The organism is Nocardioides sp. YIM 152315, assembly GCF_029210375.1.
In the GTDB taxonomy this organism is placed as follows: domain Bacteria; phylum Actinomycetota; class Actinomycetes; order Propionibacteriales; family Nocardioidaceae; genus Nocardioides.
This window is the reverse complement of sequence record NZ_JARGER010000043.1, coordinates 325,411-338,935: the sequence shown is the minus strand read 5'-3', so window position 1 is coordinate 338,935 and position 13,525 is coordinate 325,411. Positions and strand designations below refer to the sequence as shown.

Genomic DNA, 13,525 nt, shown 5'->3' with positions numbered 1-13,525 from the left:
TCAGCTCGCCGCCGCGTCGACCGCGATCTCGGTGATGCGGAGACCGAAGTCCTCGTCGATCACGACCACTTCGCCGCGGGCGATCAGGCGGCCGTTGACGAGCAGGTCGGCGGGGCTCCCGGCGGCGCGGTCGAGCTCGAGGACGGCACCGGGGGTGAGGTCCAGGAGGTCGCGTACGGTCATCCGGGTGCGGCCGATCTCGACCGTCACCTCCATGTCGACCCCGTGCAGCATCTCGATGCCGGGGCGAGCGGTCCGGTGCTCGAGCCCACCGATGGAGCTGAGCACGGCGCCGGAGGCGCCGGGCGCGGTGCCGGCGCCGGGGATGGCGGGCTCGGCGCCCGAGGCGGCCGCGGCGATCACGGCGTTCTGGGCGCCGGCGAGGACGTCGTCGGGGAGCAGCAGGACGGCGGCGACGTCGCCGCTCTTCAGGTAGACCGCCGTGAACGGCGTCGAGAGGTCGCGGGTGACCAGCCCGGTCGCCGACTCGCGGGCCGCGCCGACGCGGCCCTGCAGGGCACCGGCCACCGCGTCCAGCGTCGGCTGGAGGGCGGCGGCGAGGTCGAGGCCACCGAGCGGGCTGCTCGCCAGCGCGTCGACCAGCTCCTGGCCGACGAGCAGCGCGACCCGGCCCGGGACGGCACCCTCGAGGTCGGCGACGACGGCGCCGGCGAACGCAGCGGCGACCTGCGCGTCACCCACCGTGACCGCGCCGACGCTCAGCTGCTCGACGGCCGGCATCACGGCGGCGCCGGCGGCGGCGGCGGCCGTGGCGATCTCGGCGTACATGGTCTCGTTGCTCACTGGTTCTCCTTGGGGGTGCCCACGATCAGGGCGGCGAGGCGGAACCCGCTGGTTCCGGCGGTGGCGTGCGCGAAGTTGATGCCGTCCACGACCACCTCGAGGGGGGCGGACGCGGGGTGGTTCAGACGGATGGCGTCGCCCGGCTGGAGGGCGGCGAGGTCGCCGGGGCTGAGCGTGGTCGGGCGCAGCCGGACGGCGACGTCGACGGGCACGAGCTGGAACTGGCTCTGCAGCTCGGCGGCCGAGCGGGCGCGCTTGGCGCGCTCGCGGTCGGAGACCGGCGCGGGGGCCGCGGCGCGGATCATGTGCGGGAGGAGTCCGGAGAACGGCATGCACAGCGTCATCCGAAAGGTGCGCTCGTTGATCTTGAGCTCGAAGCGCGTCGCGACCATGACGTCGGCGGCACCGGCGACCTGGGCGAACTGGGGGCTGTACTCGACGCCGGTGACGACGGGCTCGCACGTCACGATGGACGCCAGGGAGTAGCGGAGCTCGGCGAGCAGCCGCTCGATGAGTCCCCGCGAGACGCTGGACTCGATCTCCGAGAGCGGGCGCTCGGGCTGGTCCTCCCGGCCGGGGCCGCCGAGCATGAAGTCGACGGACGTCATCACGGCGGGGACCGGGATCTCGAGCACGCACTTCCCGAGCAGGGGCTCGGCCGAGAAGATCGTGAGGTACGTCGTCGCGTCCAGCGAGTCGACGTACTCGGCGTACGTGCTCTGCTCGATGCCGGCGAGCGTGACCGAGCACACCGTGCGCAGCGACGACGTCAGCACCGTCGTCGCCTGTCGGCAGAACCCGTCCATCGCGACCTGGAGCATGCGGGAGTGCTCGCGGGACAGCTGGATGGGTCGGCGGAAGTCGTAGAGGACCGGCTCTGCTGGCCGGCGAGCAGGCCCGGCCGCCGCGGGGGCGGTGGGGGCTGCGACTGAAGTGTCCGAGGGCGCCACGAAAGCAGGGATCGGCGCCGGCTCCGACGACCTGAGGAATTGCGTCGAAGTGTTGTGGATCACCCGCCGGGCCCGTGCCCGGCGTGACTCGGTGTTGTCGTGAGGGCTACTGCGTGACGAACTCCGTGAAGTACACGTCCATCACGTCACCGTGGTAGAGGTGCTCGAGCTCCTTGTTGAGCTTCTCCTTGAGCGCCTCGCGCTTGTGCCCCTCGAGCTGCTCGAGGCTCTTCCCGCTGAAGATCTCGATCGCCGCGTCGAGGGCCTTGCTGCCGTCCGCCTCGTGCGCGCTGGTGGTGAGCTGGAGGGCGAGGCCCAGGCGCAGGTAGTGACCGTCGGCGAGGTTGATCTGGGTGGCGTCCATCGGGACGATCTCGCCCGGCTCGGGGGCCGGCTCGGGACCCTTCGGCTTGAGGAAGAACCAGTACGCCGCGCCGGCGATCAGCAGCACGGCGACCGCGATGACGATCAGCTTCTTCTTGCCGCCCTTCTTCCCCTCCTCCGCCTCGGTCAACTCCTGGGCCTTCTCGGCCGTGGCGCTCATCAGTGGTCTCCCTCGGGTCCGTGGTCGGCGCTCGCGGCTTCGTCGCCGTGGTCGCCGTCCGTGGTGTGGGTCTCGGTGGTGGTCTGGGTCGTGGTCTCGGTGGTGGTCTCGGTGCTGGTCCCGGGGTCGGTGCCGGGGTCGGTGCCGGGGCCCCTGCCGACGGAGTCCGCGGCCTCGTCGAGGAGCTCCTTCGAGCTCGCCCCGACCGCGGGCAGGACGACGATGTCGACGCGCTTGTTGACGGCCTGCGAGCCGGGGGCCTCCGGGTCCAGCAGCGGACGCTCGTGCCCGAACGCCTCCAGGGACAGGCGGGCACCGGCGATGCCGGCGACCTCGTTGAGCCGGCGCAGGACCTCGACGGCGCGGGCGGCCGAGAGGTCCCAGTCGGTCGTGTAGTACTTCGGCCGGCCCGGAGCCTGGTTGGTGTGGCCGTCGACGCGCAGGTCGTTGTCCAGGTTCCTGAGCACCGGCGCGATCGTGTCGACGACCCGGCGCCCGCGCGGGCTGAGCGTGGCGATGTTCGGCTGGAACGTGACGTGCCGGGAGACCAGGCTGACGACCAGGCCCCGGTCGTCGATGGTCGTGGACACGTCCTGGGCGAGGCCGCGCTTCCTCAGGGCCGCCATGATCTTGCGCTGGGCGTCGCGGAGCCGGCGCGCCTCGCTCGTGGCTGCGGCGTACGCCCGCTGCCGCTGCTGCTGCTCGACCGCGCGGGTCACCAGGGCCTGGTGGCCCGGCGAGAGCTGCTCGAACATCTGCGTCGCGTCCATCTGCGGATTCGTCGCGTCGTCCGTCAGGTGGCCCTCGAGGATCGAGTCCGAGCCCTTCATGAACGAGCTGGTCGCGCCGAAGCCGTCGCTCAGCCCGTTCTTCAGGGCGTTGTACTTCTTCTCGTCGACCTGGCTCATCGCGAACATGACGATGAAGAGCACCATCAGGAGCGTGAGCATGTCGGCGTAGGTGACCATCCACCGCTCGTGGTTCTCGTGCTCCTCCGGCTCCTCGTGCTTGGTGCGCCGTCCCCTGTTGGCAGCCATCAGGCCGCCTCCGGTTCGCGCTCGTCGTCGGGGAGCAGGGATTGGAGCCGCTGCGCGACGACGCGCGGGTTGGACCCGGCCTGCAGCCCGGCGACGCCCTCGACCACGACCTCCATCCGGATGATCTCGAGCTCGCCGAGGCGGTTGATCCGCGCGCCGACCGGCAGGAAGAACACGTTGGCCGACATGACGCCCCACAGCGTGGCGACGAACGCGCCGGCGATGAGGTGGCCGAGCTTCTCCGGCTCGGCCAGGTTCTCGAGCACGTGCACGAGGCCCATGACCGTGCCGACGATGCCGATGGTCGGGGCGTAGGCGCCCGCGGAGTTGAAGAACTTCGCCGCCTGCTTGGTCCGGGACTTCGTCGCCTGGATCTGGGCTTCGAGGATGTCACGGACCTCGTCGGGGTCGGTGCCGTCGATCGCGAGCGTGAGCCCCTTGGTCAGGAACGGGTCGTCGATGTCGCCGAGGGCGTCCTCGAGAGCGAGCAGGCCCTCGCGGCGCGCCTTGTCGGAGAGCGCGACCAGCGTGGGGACGGCGGCGGCGGCGTCGGGCGCCTTGCCGGTGAACGCCTTGACCATGCCCTGGACCGCGGCCTTGCCGTCGGCGAGCGTGCCGCCGGCGAGCGTGATCATGATGGTGCCGCCGACGACGAGGAGGATGGGCGGGATGAGCAGCAGGCTCATCGGGTTGCCGCCCTCCATCACGTTGGCGACGATGATGAAGACCAGGGCGCCGATGACGCCGATCAGGGTTGCCGGATCCATCAGGACTCCGTCTCGATCGCAGCGAGGCGGGCCGTCGGGTGCTCCGAGACCGTGCCCAGCTTCGACTCTCCGTGGTCGGTGTGCCATGCGGCGACGTCGATCGCGGTGCTCAGCGCGAGCACCTCGCCCCGGTGCACGCGCACTTCCCGCAGGACCTCCTCGAGGGACTCCGTGACGACGTACTTCTTGCCGTCCACGAGCGTGATGACGGTGTCCGGGGTGGCGTCAACGCGCTCGATGAGGTCGCAGTTGAGCGCGAACACCGTTCCCGAGAGTCGCGTGAGCGTGATCATGTGCACCGTCCTTGGGCCTTGCGAGAGCCTGCCGTCCGTGGCGGCTCGTGAAGTGGTGATCGGCGGGCTGCCCGCCGACTTGAGTGCCCCGGGACGCTGACCCGCCAGAAAGTTTCCGACGGGTCAGCGACGCGGTCAGCGCTTGATGTTGACGAGGTCCTCGAGGACCTGGTCGGAGGTGGTGATGACGCGCGAGCTGGCCTGGAAGCCGCGCTGCGCGAGGATCAGGTTGGTGAACTCGGCGGCCAGGTCGACGTTGGACATCTCGAGCGAGCCGGTGACGATCTCCCCCCGGCCGGCCTCGCCGGCGACGCCGAGCTGCACGGCGCCCGAGTTCGAGGTCTCGCGGAAGCTGGTGCCGCCGACCTTCGCGAGGCCCATCGGGTTGTCGAAGTTCGCGACCGCCACCTGGGCGATCACCGTCTTGGTGTCGTCGTCCCAGGTGGCGGTGATCTTGCCGTCGCCGCCGATCTCGTAGGACTTCAACGCTTGCGGGGTGGGGAGGGCGCCGTCGTTCCTGGGCAGGGTGATGGTGCCGGGCGCGGCCGAACGCGTGCCGTCGGCGGCGAAGGTGTAGCCCTGCACCAGACCGCCGCCCGGGGCGGTCAGGTTGCGGTCGGGATCCCAGGAGAACGCACCTGCCCGCGTGTAGACGGTCTGGTTGCCCTCACGGACCACGAACATGCCGTCGCCCTGGAGCATCATGTCGGTGAGGCCGCCGGTGCTCTGGTTGGAGCCCTGGAGGAAGTTCGTGTTGGTCGCGGCGACCTGGACGCCGAGGCCGACCTGGATCGGGTTGCTGCCGCCGCGACCATTGGCGGCGTCGGGCGCCGAGCTCGCGGTGAGCATCTGGGACAGGGTGTCGGAGAAGACCGTGCGGCTGGACTTGAAGCCGATGGTGTTGGCGTTGGCGATGTTGTTGCCGGTGACGTCGAGGTTGACCTGGTTGACGCGCAGGCCGCTGATGCCGGCGAAGAGCGAGCGAAGCATGTGGAATGACTCCTCAGGAGAGCTGGGTGCTGGTCAGCCGGCGGTCGCCGTGCTGGTGGATGGCGCCGGCGCCGGTTCGGCGGCGGCGGAGATGGACGAGATCTGGCCGAGCGTGACGCTCTGGTCGCCGATCTGGAGGAGCGGACCGCTGGCGTCGTACGTCACCGAGCCGACCACGCCGGACGCCGTGTCGCCGTCCTCGGTCAGGTAGGTGACGTTCTTGCCGACCATGCCTGCCGCGCCGAAGGAGACCTGCGCCGAGAGCAGGGCGGCCGTCTGGTCGGCGACGTCCTGCATCTTCTCCAGGGCCGTGAACTGCGCGTTCTGGGCCAGGAACTGGCCCGAGTCCGTCGGGTTCAGCGGGTCCTGGTAGCGCAACTGGGCGACCATCAGGTTGAGGAACATCTCCTTGTCGTCGGAGCTCGAACCTGTCGCGGCCGTCGGCGACTGGTACATCCCAGTCGGTGTCACGGCCTCGGTGGCGGGAATGGACATGGCTTCCTCCTAGATGGACACGTCCAGGCCGCCGGAGCGGCCGGACGTGTCCGTCGTGCTGGAACGCGACAGGATCGTCGCGTCCGGGATGCCATCCGTGGCGTTGTTGCTTCCTGAGGTGCGGAACCGGGTGGTCTCCCGCTCCGCTGCCGGCTCGCCGCCAGGGCGTCCGGCTCCCGACCAGGCGTTGCCGCTCAGGTCGGTCGAGACATCGGTGCGCGCCGCTGATCCGTCCTGGACCACGGTCTGCGCTGGGGTGGTGGCGGTGGGGAGGTCGCGGATCACGATCCGCGAGTCGGCACGGCCGACGGCCTCCAGCAGGCGCCGCAGCTCCGGGGCGCCCTCGGTCAGGGCGCGACGGGCGTCCTCGCCGCCGGCGAGGCTCACCTCGAGCTCGCCCCGGCGGTGGGTGAGGACCACGCGGACCTCGCCGAGCGCCTCGGGGTTCAGCTTCACCGTCACGCGCTGGGTGCTGCCCTCGACGCCGGTGGTGGCGACCCGGACGACCTCGGGGAAGACCTGTCCGGCGACGCGGTGCACGTCACCGGCCGGTGCGTTCGGCGCGACGGTCGAGGTGGTCGGTGCGGCCGGGGTGGCCGCCGCGACCGGGGTGGTCGCACCGGTCGGCGCGGCGGTCGCGGCCTCCGTGCGGGCGGCCTGGTGGGTAGCGGTCGAGCGGGCATCGGTCGGTGAATCGGCCGCCGCCGCGGAACCCTGAGCGGTCTCGAGGAAGGGCACGCCCGGCGTCGCGGACGGGTCGCCGGACGCGCCGTCCTGCGGACCGCCGCCCTGGGAACCCGCGGTCGCGGCCGTCGGCGCGGTGACCACGGATCCGACGGCACCGACACCACCCGCACCGCCCTCGGCCGGTGCGGCGGAGGTCGCGGGCTGTGCGCCGGCCTGGGCGCCGGCCTGGGCGACGACCTGGGCGACGACCTGGGCGACGACCGGGGCGACGACGGCCCCGGCGAGCGCGGCGAGCCCGGTCACGTCGGCCGAGGCCTCCTCGGTGCCCGTGGTCTCCTCGCCGGAGGCGGGGTCGTCGCCGACCGCGGCCGCCTCGCCCTGGGCCGCACCGGCCGCCGCGGGGTTGGCGGCGCCGTCGAGCAGCCCGGCGACCAGGGCCATGAAGAGGTCGCCCGTGCCGGGAGTGGCCGAACGGCCCGCGGCTCCGGCCCCACCGAGCGCGGGCTCGGCGGTGATCGCAGCGCCGAGGCCGCTCAGGAGGGAGGTGGGGTTCATGCTGCCTCCAGCGTCGACATGACGGAGCGGACGTAGTTCTGGGTCTCGGCGTACGGCGGCACGCCGTTGTACTTGAGCACCGCGCCCGGACCGGCGTTGTACGCCGCGAGCGCGAGGTCGGTGCTGCCGAAGCGGGCGAGCAGGCCCTTGAGCAGGCGCGCGGCGCCGTCGACGGCCTGGGCCGGGTCGTAGGAGTTCGTCACGCCGAGACCGTCCGCGGTCCCGGGCATCAGCTGCATCAGGCCCTGGGCGCCGGCCGGACTCGTCGCGCGCGGGTTGTATCCCGACTCCTGCCTGGCGACCGCGGAGAGCAGGTCGGCGCTGACGCCGTACTTGGCGGCGGCGCTCTCGAAGAGGTTCGCGTACGGCGTGCCCGCGGCGACCCGGCCGGCCACCGCGCCGACGGTCCCGACAGTCCCGATGGTCCCGGCGGCGCTCGCCGTGGCGCCGGCGTCGGGGACGACGCGGCGGATCGCCGTCGGTGTCTCGTAGACCGAGGAGACCTCGACGTCCTTGCCCGGGCGGGGGGCGTGGATCATCTGGTTGTCGCCGATGTAGATGCCGACGTGGTGGACCGGGGATCCGAAGGCCAGGATGTCCCCGGGCTGGGCCTGCGCGAGGTTCGCGACCGGGCGACCGGCCGTGGCCTGCTGGTAGGACACGCGCGGCAGGTCGTAGCCGAGCTCGTCGTACACCTTCTGCACCAGTCCCGAGCAGTCCAGGCCGGTGGCCGGGTTGGTGCCGCCCCACACGTAGGGGACACCGAGGTACTTGCGGGCGTGCGCCACGACCTCGCTGCCCTGGCCCGACCCGGTGCCGGCGGCGTACCTCGACGTCGCGGACGCCGTCGCGGTCGCTTGGTCGAGTGCGCCGGTGAACGCGGTCGAGCCGGCGGACGTCGGCTGCGGCGCCAGCGTCGCGAGCTGGGCCTGGATCTGGCCGATCCGGCTGGTGACCTCGGAGATGCTCATTCGGCGCCCCTGCCGCCCGGGCCGGCGTCGACGAGCGCGCCACGGCGCCACATCTCCTCGGCGACCTCGTCGAGCTCGATCCGCTCGCGGCGCTCGCGCTCGGCGCGGATCGCGGCGACCCGACGCTCGGCGAGGGACTCGACCGCCTTCAGGCGGGTGCGGTCGGCCATCCAACGGTCACGCGCGGCCGCACTGACGACGCGGGCGCTCTCGAGGTCCGCGCGAGCGGTGGTCAGCGCGGTGCGGATCAGGTCGAGGGTCTGCTGCCGTCCCTGGAACGCCGTGAGGTCGGAGGTCGTCGGAGCCGGCAGCGTGGAGAGCATCAGCTCGAGGTCGGAGATCGCGGCCTCGGCGTGGCGCTCCTCGGCGAGTGCCGTGGCCAGCCCGGTGCGGCTGTCCCGCTCGCGCACGGTGCGCAGGCGGACCAGGCCGCGGAGGTTCCCCTTGCGGGAGGACGCGGGGGTGGTCATGTGGTCACCAGCTCGTGGAGGGCGGCCCAGGTGTCGGCCGCGGGTGTGACGTCGTCCATGTCCTGGCGCAGGAAGGCCTCGATCTCGGGCATCAGCGCGAGCGCGAGGTCGGCGTCCGGGTCGGTGCCGTGGACGTAGGCGCCGATCTCGACGAGCTCCTTGACGTTGCGGTGCGCGGCCAGCAGGCGGCGCAGGCGCTGCGCGTCCTGCTTGCCGGTCGGGGTCAGGATGGCCGAGACGCGGGAGATCGACTCGAGCACGTCGATGCTGGGGAAGTGTCCCGACGTGGCGAGCTCGCGGGTCAGCACGATGTGGCCGTCGAGGATCGACCGGGCGGAGTCGCCGATCGGGTCCTGGAGGTCGTCGCCCTCGACGAGCACGGTGTAGAGGCCCGTGATGCTGCCGGAGGGCGAGGTGCCCGCGCGCTCGAGCAGTTTGGGGAGCATCGCGAAGACGCTGGGGGGGAAGCCACGGGTCGCCGGGGGCTCGCCCGCCGACAGGCCGATCTCGCGCTGGGCGAGGGCGACCCGTGTGAGGCTGTCCATCATCAGCACGACGTGGCGTCCGGAGTCGCGGAACCACTCCGCGATCCGGGTGGCGACGAACGCGGCGCGCATCCGCACGACCGGCGGCTCGTCCGACGTCGCGACGACGACGATCGAGCGGGCCAACCCCTCGGGACCGAGGTCGTTCTCGAGGAACTCGCGGACCTCGCGGCCGCGCTCGCCGACCAGTGCGATCACGGAGATCTCGGCCTCGGTGCCGCGCGCGACCATCGACAGCAGGCTGGACTTGCCGACGCCGGAGCCGGCCATGATGCCGAGGCGCTGGCCGCGACCGCACGCGGTGAGCGCGTCCATCGCGCGCACGCCGAGACTCAGCTGCTGGTCGATGCGCGGCCGCAGCAGCGCGTGCGGGGTCTCGTTGTCGACGACGACCTGCGGCAGGTGCGTCAGCGACGGGCCGCCGTCGATCGGGCGGCCGAGGCCGTCGAGCACGCGGCCGCGGAGCTCCTCGCCGACGGCGATGCGCAGTCCGAGGCCGCTGGCCTCGACGTGGTCGCCGACCCGCAGGCCGGTGGTGTCGGCCAGCGGCAGGCAGGTGAGGACGCCGTGCTCGCTCGCGACGACCTCGACGGGGACCGGCCCCGCGGCACCGCGGACCTCGAGCAGGTCGCCCATGGCTGCGGGTACGCCGGCGACGGTGACCCGGAGGCCGAGCAGGCCGGCGACCCGACCCAGGCGGGTGGGTACTACGGCCGCGCGGGCGGCGCGCACGTGGTCGAGCGTCAGCGCGCTCACGAGAGCACCTCGCGGAGGCGGTCCATGGCCGCGGAGAGGCGCAGGTCGACGGCGGTGGTGTCGGTCTCGACGACCGCGTCGTGCAGGCCGAGGGTGGGGTCGGCGACGACGTCGACACCGGTCTCCCCGAGGCCCGCGGCGGCCACGGAGCGGGCGCTCTGCGGGTGCAGCCGGACGGTGGCGGCCGCGCTGGTGGGCAGCGCGGAGATCGCCCGCGCCACGGCTCCGGCGCCCGGGTCGGTCGCCAGGGAGAGCTCGTGGCCGAGCAGCGCCGCGGTGACCTCGAAGGCGAGGTCGGTGGCCTGCTCGCCGATGTGCGCCGCGATCTGGGCAGCGGCCTCGTCGAGTGCGGCGGCCGCGGAGCGCAGGCCCTCGACGGCGGCGGCGTGCTCGCGTGCGCGCACCGCCTCGAGGCGCTCGGCCGTGGCGGCCGCCACGGCCGAGTCCTCGGCCTGGCGCCGGAGCGCGGCCTGCTGGCCCGCGGACCAGCCGACGGCGTACCCCTGCGCCTGGGCGGCGCTGCGGGCCCGCTCGGCCAGGCGGCCGAGCACCGACTCGGTGGCGGCGTCGCCGAGGACACGCTCGTCGCCGAGCCGCGTCCAGACCCCTTGACGGAGGTCCGGGCGCTCGTCGCTGTGCCACGGGGCGGCGCGCAGCTCGGACGCGCCGAGGTCTTCGTGGGTGAGTGCCTCAGACAACGAGGGCCTCCTCGCTGCCGCCGCGGTGGACCATGATCTGGCCCTGCTCCTCGAGCTGGCGGATCTTGCGGATCACGCCCTGCTGCGCCTCCTCGACCTGCGTCAGGCGCACCGCGCCGAGCAGCTCGACCTCCTCGATGAGGGTCTCCGCGGCACGCGAGGACAGGTTCGAGGTGATCTTGTCGCGGACCGACTCGCTGACGCCCTTGAGCGCGAGCGCGAGCTCGGCCTCGTTGACCTGGCGCAGCACCAGCTGCACGGAGCGGTCCTCGAGGTGGACGATGTCCTCGAACATGAACATCCGGCTGCGGACCTCGTCGGCGAGCTCGGCGTCGAGCGCCTCGAGGCCCTCGACGATCTGGCGCTCGGTGACGCGGTCGGAGCGGTTGATGATGTTGACCAGCGGGTCGACGCCGCCCACGCGGGACAGCTCCGCCGGCTGGAGCACCGAGGACAGCTTGCGCTCGAGGTTGGCCTCGACCTCGCGGATGATCTCCGGCGAGGTGCGGTCCATCACGGCGATGCGGTGCGCGATCTCCGCCTGCAGGTGCGAGGGGAGGCCGGCCATCACGATCGACGCCTTGTCGGCGGTCATGTGCGCCAGCACGAGCGCGATCACCTGCGGGTGCTCGTCGGCGATGAACGTGCGGAGCTGGGCCGGGTCGGCACGGTGCAGGAACTGGAACGGCATCTTGACCGCCGCGGCCTGGAGCCGCTCCATGATCTCGCCCGCGCGGTCCTCGCCGAGCGACTGCTCGAGCATCATGCGGGCGAACGCGAGGCCGCCGTGCTTGATGTTGGCCTGGGCGGTCGCCATCTCGGAGAACTCGGCCAGCACGGCCGCGCTCTCGGAGGCGTCGACCATCTCGAGCGAGGCGATCTCGGCGGAGATCGCCTCGACCTCCGCGTCACCGAGCAGGCTGAGGACGTCGGCGGCCTTCTCGCGCCCGAGCTGGATGAGGATGATGGCGGCCTTGCGGACGCCGAGGGCAGCGATGTTCATCAGTGGCGCTCCACCAGCCAGCCGCGGAGCAGCGTGGCGATCTCGTCGGGCTCCCGCTCGGCGAGCGCGGCGATCTCACGCTTGAGCTCGTCGTCGGCCTGCTGCTCGGCGGCGTCCAGCGCCGCGACGGCGGGCGCCGGCTCGAGGGCGGCGGCGGCCGCGACGCGGTCGGACGCGTCCTGGCGCAGCTGCTCGACGAGGTACGCCGTACGCTCCTCGCGCTGCTTGCGGCCGCGGCGGCCGCGGAGCCAGGCGAGCAGGAGCATCGCGAGCACGGCGACGGCGATGCCGGCGTTGCGGATCAGCTTCCAGCGCTGGGCCTCCGCCTTGGCCTTGTCGGCCGCGGCGATCTCGGCCGCGGCGGTCTCGTCGACCGTCCGGTCGAAGGCCATGCTCGAGACCTCGACCGTGTCGCCACGATCGGGGTCGATGCCGACGGTCGCGGCGATCAGGTCCTGCACGTCGGCGGGGTCGACGCCGGCTGCCGCGGTGGAGTCGAGGACGACGCCCACGTGCAGCGACCGGATCGCGCCCGGAGCGGTCTCGCGGTGCTCTTTGACGGTCTCGACCGCGTTGTCGCGGGTGACCGACTCCTTCGAGTACGTGCCGTTCTCACCGGTCGTGCCCGTCGCCCCGGCGCCGGAGTCCATCTGGCCGTCGGGGCCGACGACGCCGGTGCTGCCGCCGGCGCCGGAGACGCCGTTGTAGGCCTCCTTGCTCGACGACTCGGAGAGCGGCTGCGCGTTCTTCTTGTTGTTGTAGGTGACGGACTCCTGCACGGTCTTGTCGAAGTCGAGGTCGGCGGAGACCTGGACCGTGGAGTTGCCAGGTCCGAGGACGCGGTCGAGCATCCCCTGGATCTGCTGGGTCTTGCGGGTCTGGAAGTCCGCGACCGCCTGGGACTGCGTCCCGGTCCCGGCGCCCCCGGCGCCGTTCTCCGTCGAGAGGACCTTGCCGGTGGAGTCGGCGACCGTGACGTTGGCCGGGTCGAGCCCGTCGATGCTGGACGCGACCAGGTTGATGATCGCCTGCACCTTCCCGGCGTCGATGGTCGTGCCGGCGGAGGTGTCGACGAGCACCGACGCGGTCGTCGGGTCCTGCTCGTCGGAGAACACCTTCTTCTCCGGCATCGCGAGGTGCACGACGGCGGTGTTCACGCCGTCGATCGCCTCGATCGTCTTGGTGAGCTCCCCCTCCATCGCGCGCTTGAAGTCGGTCTGCTCCTGGAAGTCGGACGTGGAGATGTCCTGGCCGTCGAGGATCGAGTAGCCGCCGTCGGAGCTGTTGGCCGGGAGGCCCTGGCCGGACAGGTCGATGCGGGTCGAGTAGACCTGGTCGCGGGGCACCATGACCGTGCTGCCGCCGTCGCTGAGCTCGTAGGGGACTCCGGTCGCCTCCAGCTCGTCGATGACGGCCGAGGCGTCCTCGGACGCCATGTTGCTGAAGAGGGGGGCGTAGTTGGGCGTCGACACCCAGCGGAACACCATGAACGCCGCGAGCAGCAGCGCGCCCGTGCCGACCACGGCGACGAGCCGCTGGCCGAGCGTGAGGGACAGGAAGGTGGTCCGCAGGCGGGTGAGCGAGCGGGTGACGTTCTGCTTCATCCGATGGGCATCCGCATGATCTCGGTGAACGCCTCGAGCGCACGGTTGCGCACGGCGACGGTCAGCTGGGTCGTCACCGACGCCTCGGTGGCGGCGACGGTGTAGTCGTGGACGTCGTCGAGGTCACCGGTGGCGGCCTGGACGGCGAGCCGGTCCGACTTGTCCTGGACGGCCTCGAGCCGGTCCAGGCCGTCGACGAGCAGGTCGCCGAACGCGGCGCCGGTGCCGGACGTCTTCGACGTGGCGGTCGCGGCGGACGCGGGCAGCGTCGGCGCGACGTACGGCTGGAAGCCGATGGCCTCGATCCCGGAGACGCTCATCGGGACCCCCGCGACGTCGTTCGGGGGAGCGAACCG

16 protein-coding genes are annotated in these 13,525 nt (G+C 72.4%); all 16 read right to left on the bottom strand.

Translation table 11 applies throughout. From position 1 onward, the window contains the following. Positions 1-804, bottom strand: coding sequence for a flagellar motor switch protein FliN (fliN, locus tag PZ894_RS20560; RefSeq protein WP_275747676.1), 804 nt, complete (start codon positions 802-804; stop codon positions 1-3). Beyond that, the gene (locus tag PZ894_RS20555; protein WP_275747674.1) at positions 801-1,625 is read right to left on the bottom strand and encodes a flagellar motor switch protein FliM; all 825 of its coding nucleotides are present in this window, start codon (positions 1,623-1,625) and stop codon (positions 801-803) included. The genes fliN and PZ894_RS20555 overlap by 4 nt, the downstream gene beginning before the upstream one ends. A 235-nt stretch (positions 1,626-1,860) precedes the next feature. Continuing rightward, entirely contained in the window at positions 1,861-2,298 is a 438-nt protein-coding gene (locus tag PZ894_RS20550; protein WP_275747672.1) for a flagellar basal body-associated FliL family protein, read from the bottom strand. Beyond that, complete coding sequence (locus PZ894_RS20545) at positions 2,298-3,335, bottom strand: flagellar motor protein MotB (protein WP_275747670.1); 1,038 nt, start codon at positions 3,333-3,335, stop codon at positions 2,298-2,300. The genes PZ894_RS20550 and PZ894_RS20545 overlap by 1 nt, the downstream gene beginning before the upstream one ends. Then, positions 3,335-4,102, bottom strand: coding sequence for a MotA/TolQ/ExbB proton channel family protein (locus PZ894_RS20540; RefSeq protein WP_275747668.1), 768 nt, complete (start codon positions 4,100-4,102; stop codon positions 3,335-3,337). The genes PZ894_RS20545 and PZ894_RS20540 overlap by 1 nt, the downstream gene beginning before the upstream one ends. Then, positions 4,102-4,395, bottom strand: a complete 294-nt coding sequence (locus tag PZ894_RS20535) for a flagellar FlbD family protein (RefSeq protein ID WP_275747667.1) — start codon at positions 4,393-4,395, stop codon at positions 4,102-4,104. Before PZ894_RS20535 ends, PZ894_RS20540 begins: the two co-directional genes overlap by 1 nt. A 135-nt stretch (positions 4,396-4,530) precedes the next feature. After that, positions 4,531-5,385: a flagellar hook-basal body complex protein gene (locus tag PZ894_RS20530; RefSeq protein ID WP_275747665.1), complete on the bottom strand. Its 855-nt coding sequence runs from the start codon at positions 5,383-5,385 to the stop codon at positions 4,531-4,533. Between the two features lie 33 nt (positions 5,386-5,418). Continuing rightward, a complete protein-coding gene (locus tag PZ894_RS20525) occupies positions 5,419-5,880 on the bottom strand; it encodes a flagellar hook capping FlgD N-terminal domain-containing protein (RefSeq protein ID WP_275747663.1) in 462 nt (153 codons plus the stop codon). A 9-nt stretch (positions 5,881-5,889) separates the two neighbouring features. After that, positions 5,890-7,122 carry a flagellar hook-length control protein FliK gene (locus PZ894_RS20520; RefSeq protein WP_275747660.1) on the bottom strand — a complete coding sequence of 411 codons (1,233 nt, stop codon included), beginning with the start codon at positions 7,120-7,122 and terminating at the stop codon, positions 5,890-5,892. Next, positions 7,119-8,093: a transglycosylase SLT domain-containing protein gene (locus PZ894_RS20515; protein ID WP_275747659.1), complete on the bottom strand. Its 975-nt coding sequence runs from the start codon at positions 8,091-8,093 to the stop codon at positions 7,119-7,121. The genes PZ894_RS20520 and PZ894_RS20515 overlap by 4 nt, the downstream gene beginning before the upstream one ends. After that, the gene (locus PZ894_RS20510) at positions 8,090-8,563 is read right to left on the bottom strand and encodes a flagellar export protein FliJ (protein WP_275747658.1); all 474 of its coding nucleotides are present in this window, start codon (positions 8,561-8,563) and stop codon (positions 8,090-8,092) included. Before PZ894_RS20510 ends, PZ894_RS20515 begins: the two co-directional genes overlap by 4 nt. Further along, complete coding sequence (locus PZ894_RS20505) at positions 8,560-9,864, bottom strand: FliI/YscN family ATPase (RefSeq protein ID WP_275747656.1); 1,305 nt, start codon at positions 9,862-9,864, stop codon at positions 8,560-8,562. Before PZ894_RS20505 ends, PZ894_RS20510 begins: the two co-directional genes overlap by 4 nt. Further along, positions 9,861-10,562, bottom strand: coding sequence for a FliH/SctL family protein (locus PZ894_RS20500; RefSeq protein WP_275747655.1), 702 nt, complete (start codon positions 10,560-10,562; stop codon positions 9,861-9,863). Before PZ894_RS20500 ends, PZ894_RS20505 begins: the two co-directional genes overlap by 4 nt. Further along, entirely contained in the window at positions 10,555-11,565 is a 1,011-nt protein-coding gene (gene fliG, locus PZ894_RS20495) for a flagellar motor switch protein FliG (RefSeq protein WP_275747654.1), read from the bottom strand. The genes PZ894_RS20500 and fliG overlap by 8 nt, the downstream gene beginning before the upstream one ends. Then, positions 11,565-13,169: a flagellar basal-body MS-ring/collar protein FliF gene (gene fliF, locus PZ894_RS20490; RefSeq protein ID WP_275747653.1), complete on the bottom strand. Its 1,605-nt coding sequence runs from the start codon at positions 13,167-13,169 to the stop codon at positions 11,565-11,567. The genes fliG and fliF overlap by 1 nt, the downstream gene beginning before the upstream one ends. Then, on the bottom strand, positions 13,166-13,489 hold the full coding sequence (gene fliE, locus PZ894_RS20485) for a flagellar hook-basal body complex protein FliE (protein ID WP_275747652.1): 324 nt from the start codon (positions 13,487-13,489) through the stop codon (positions 13,166-13,168). The genes fliF and fliE overlap by 4 nt, the downstream gene beginning before the upstream one ends. Positions 13,490-13,525: the final 36 nt, after the last annotated feature.

What these genes read in the sequence shown, in the direction of transcription:
- PZ894_RS20550 (WP_275747672.1), bottom strand. Translation starts at nt 2,298, where the DNA reads ATGAGCGCCACGGCCGAGAAGGCCCAGGAGTTGACCGAGGCGGAGGAG.
- PZ894_RS20510 (WP_275747658.1), bottom strand. Translation starts at nt 8,563, where the DNA reads ATGACCACCCCCGCGTCCTCCCGCAAGGGGAACCTCCGCGGCCTGGTC.
- fliF (WP_275747653.1), bottom strand. Translation starts at nt 13,169, where the DNA reads ATGAAGCAGAACGTCACCCGCTCGCTCACCCGCCTGCGGACCACCTTC.
- PZ894_RS20540 (WP_275747668.1), bottom strand. Translation starts at nt 4,102, where the DNA reads ATGGATCCGGCAACCCTGATCGGCGTCATCGGCGCCCTGGTCTTCATC.
- PZ894_RS20555 (WP_275747674.1), bottom strand. Translation starts at nt 1,625, where the DNA reads ATGCTCCAGGTCGCGATGGACGGGTTCTGCCGACAGGCGACGACGGTG.
- fliE (WP_275747652.1), bottom strand. Translation starts at nt 13,489, where the DNA reads ATGAGCGTCTCCGGGATCGAGGCCATCGGCTTCCAGCCGTACGTCGCG.
- PZ894_RS20525 (WP_275747663.1), bottom strand. Translation starts at nt 5,880, where the DNA reads ATGTCCATTCCCGCCACCGAGGCCGTGACACCGACTGGGATGTACCAG.
- PZ894_RS20535 (WP_275747667.1), bottom strand. Translation starts at nt 4,395, where the DNA reads ATGATCACGCTCACGCGACTCTCGGGAACGGTGTTCGCGCTCAACTGC.
- PZ894_RS20520 (WP_275747660.1), bottom strand. Translation starts at nt 7,122, where the DNA reads ATGAACCCCACCTCCCTCCTGAGCGGCCTCGGCGCTGCGATCACCGCC.
- PZ894_RS20515 (WP_275747659.1), bottom strand. Translation starts at nt 8,093, where the DNA reads ATGAGCATCTCCGAGGTCACCAGCCGGATCGGCCAGATCCAGGCCCAG.
- fliG (WP_275747654.1), bottom strand. Translation starts at nt 11,565, where the DNA reads ATGAACATCGCTGCCCTCGGCGTCCGCAAGGCCGCCATCATCCTCATC.
- PZ894_RS20530 (WP_275747665.1), bottom strand. Translation starts at nt 5,385, where the DNA reads ATGCTTCGCTCGCTCTTCGCCGGCATCAGCGGCCTGCGCGTCAACCAG.
- PZ894_RS20545 (WP_275747670.1), bottom strand. Translation starts at nt 3,335, where the DNA reads ATGGCTGCCAACAGGGGACGGCGCACCAAGCACGAGGAGCCGGAGGAG.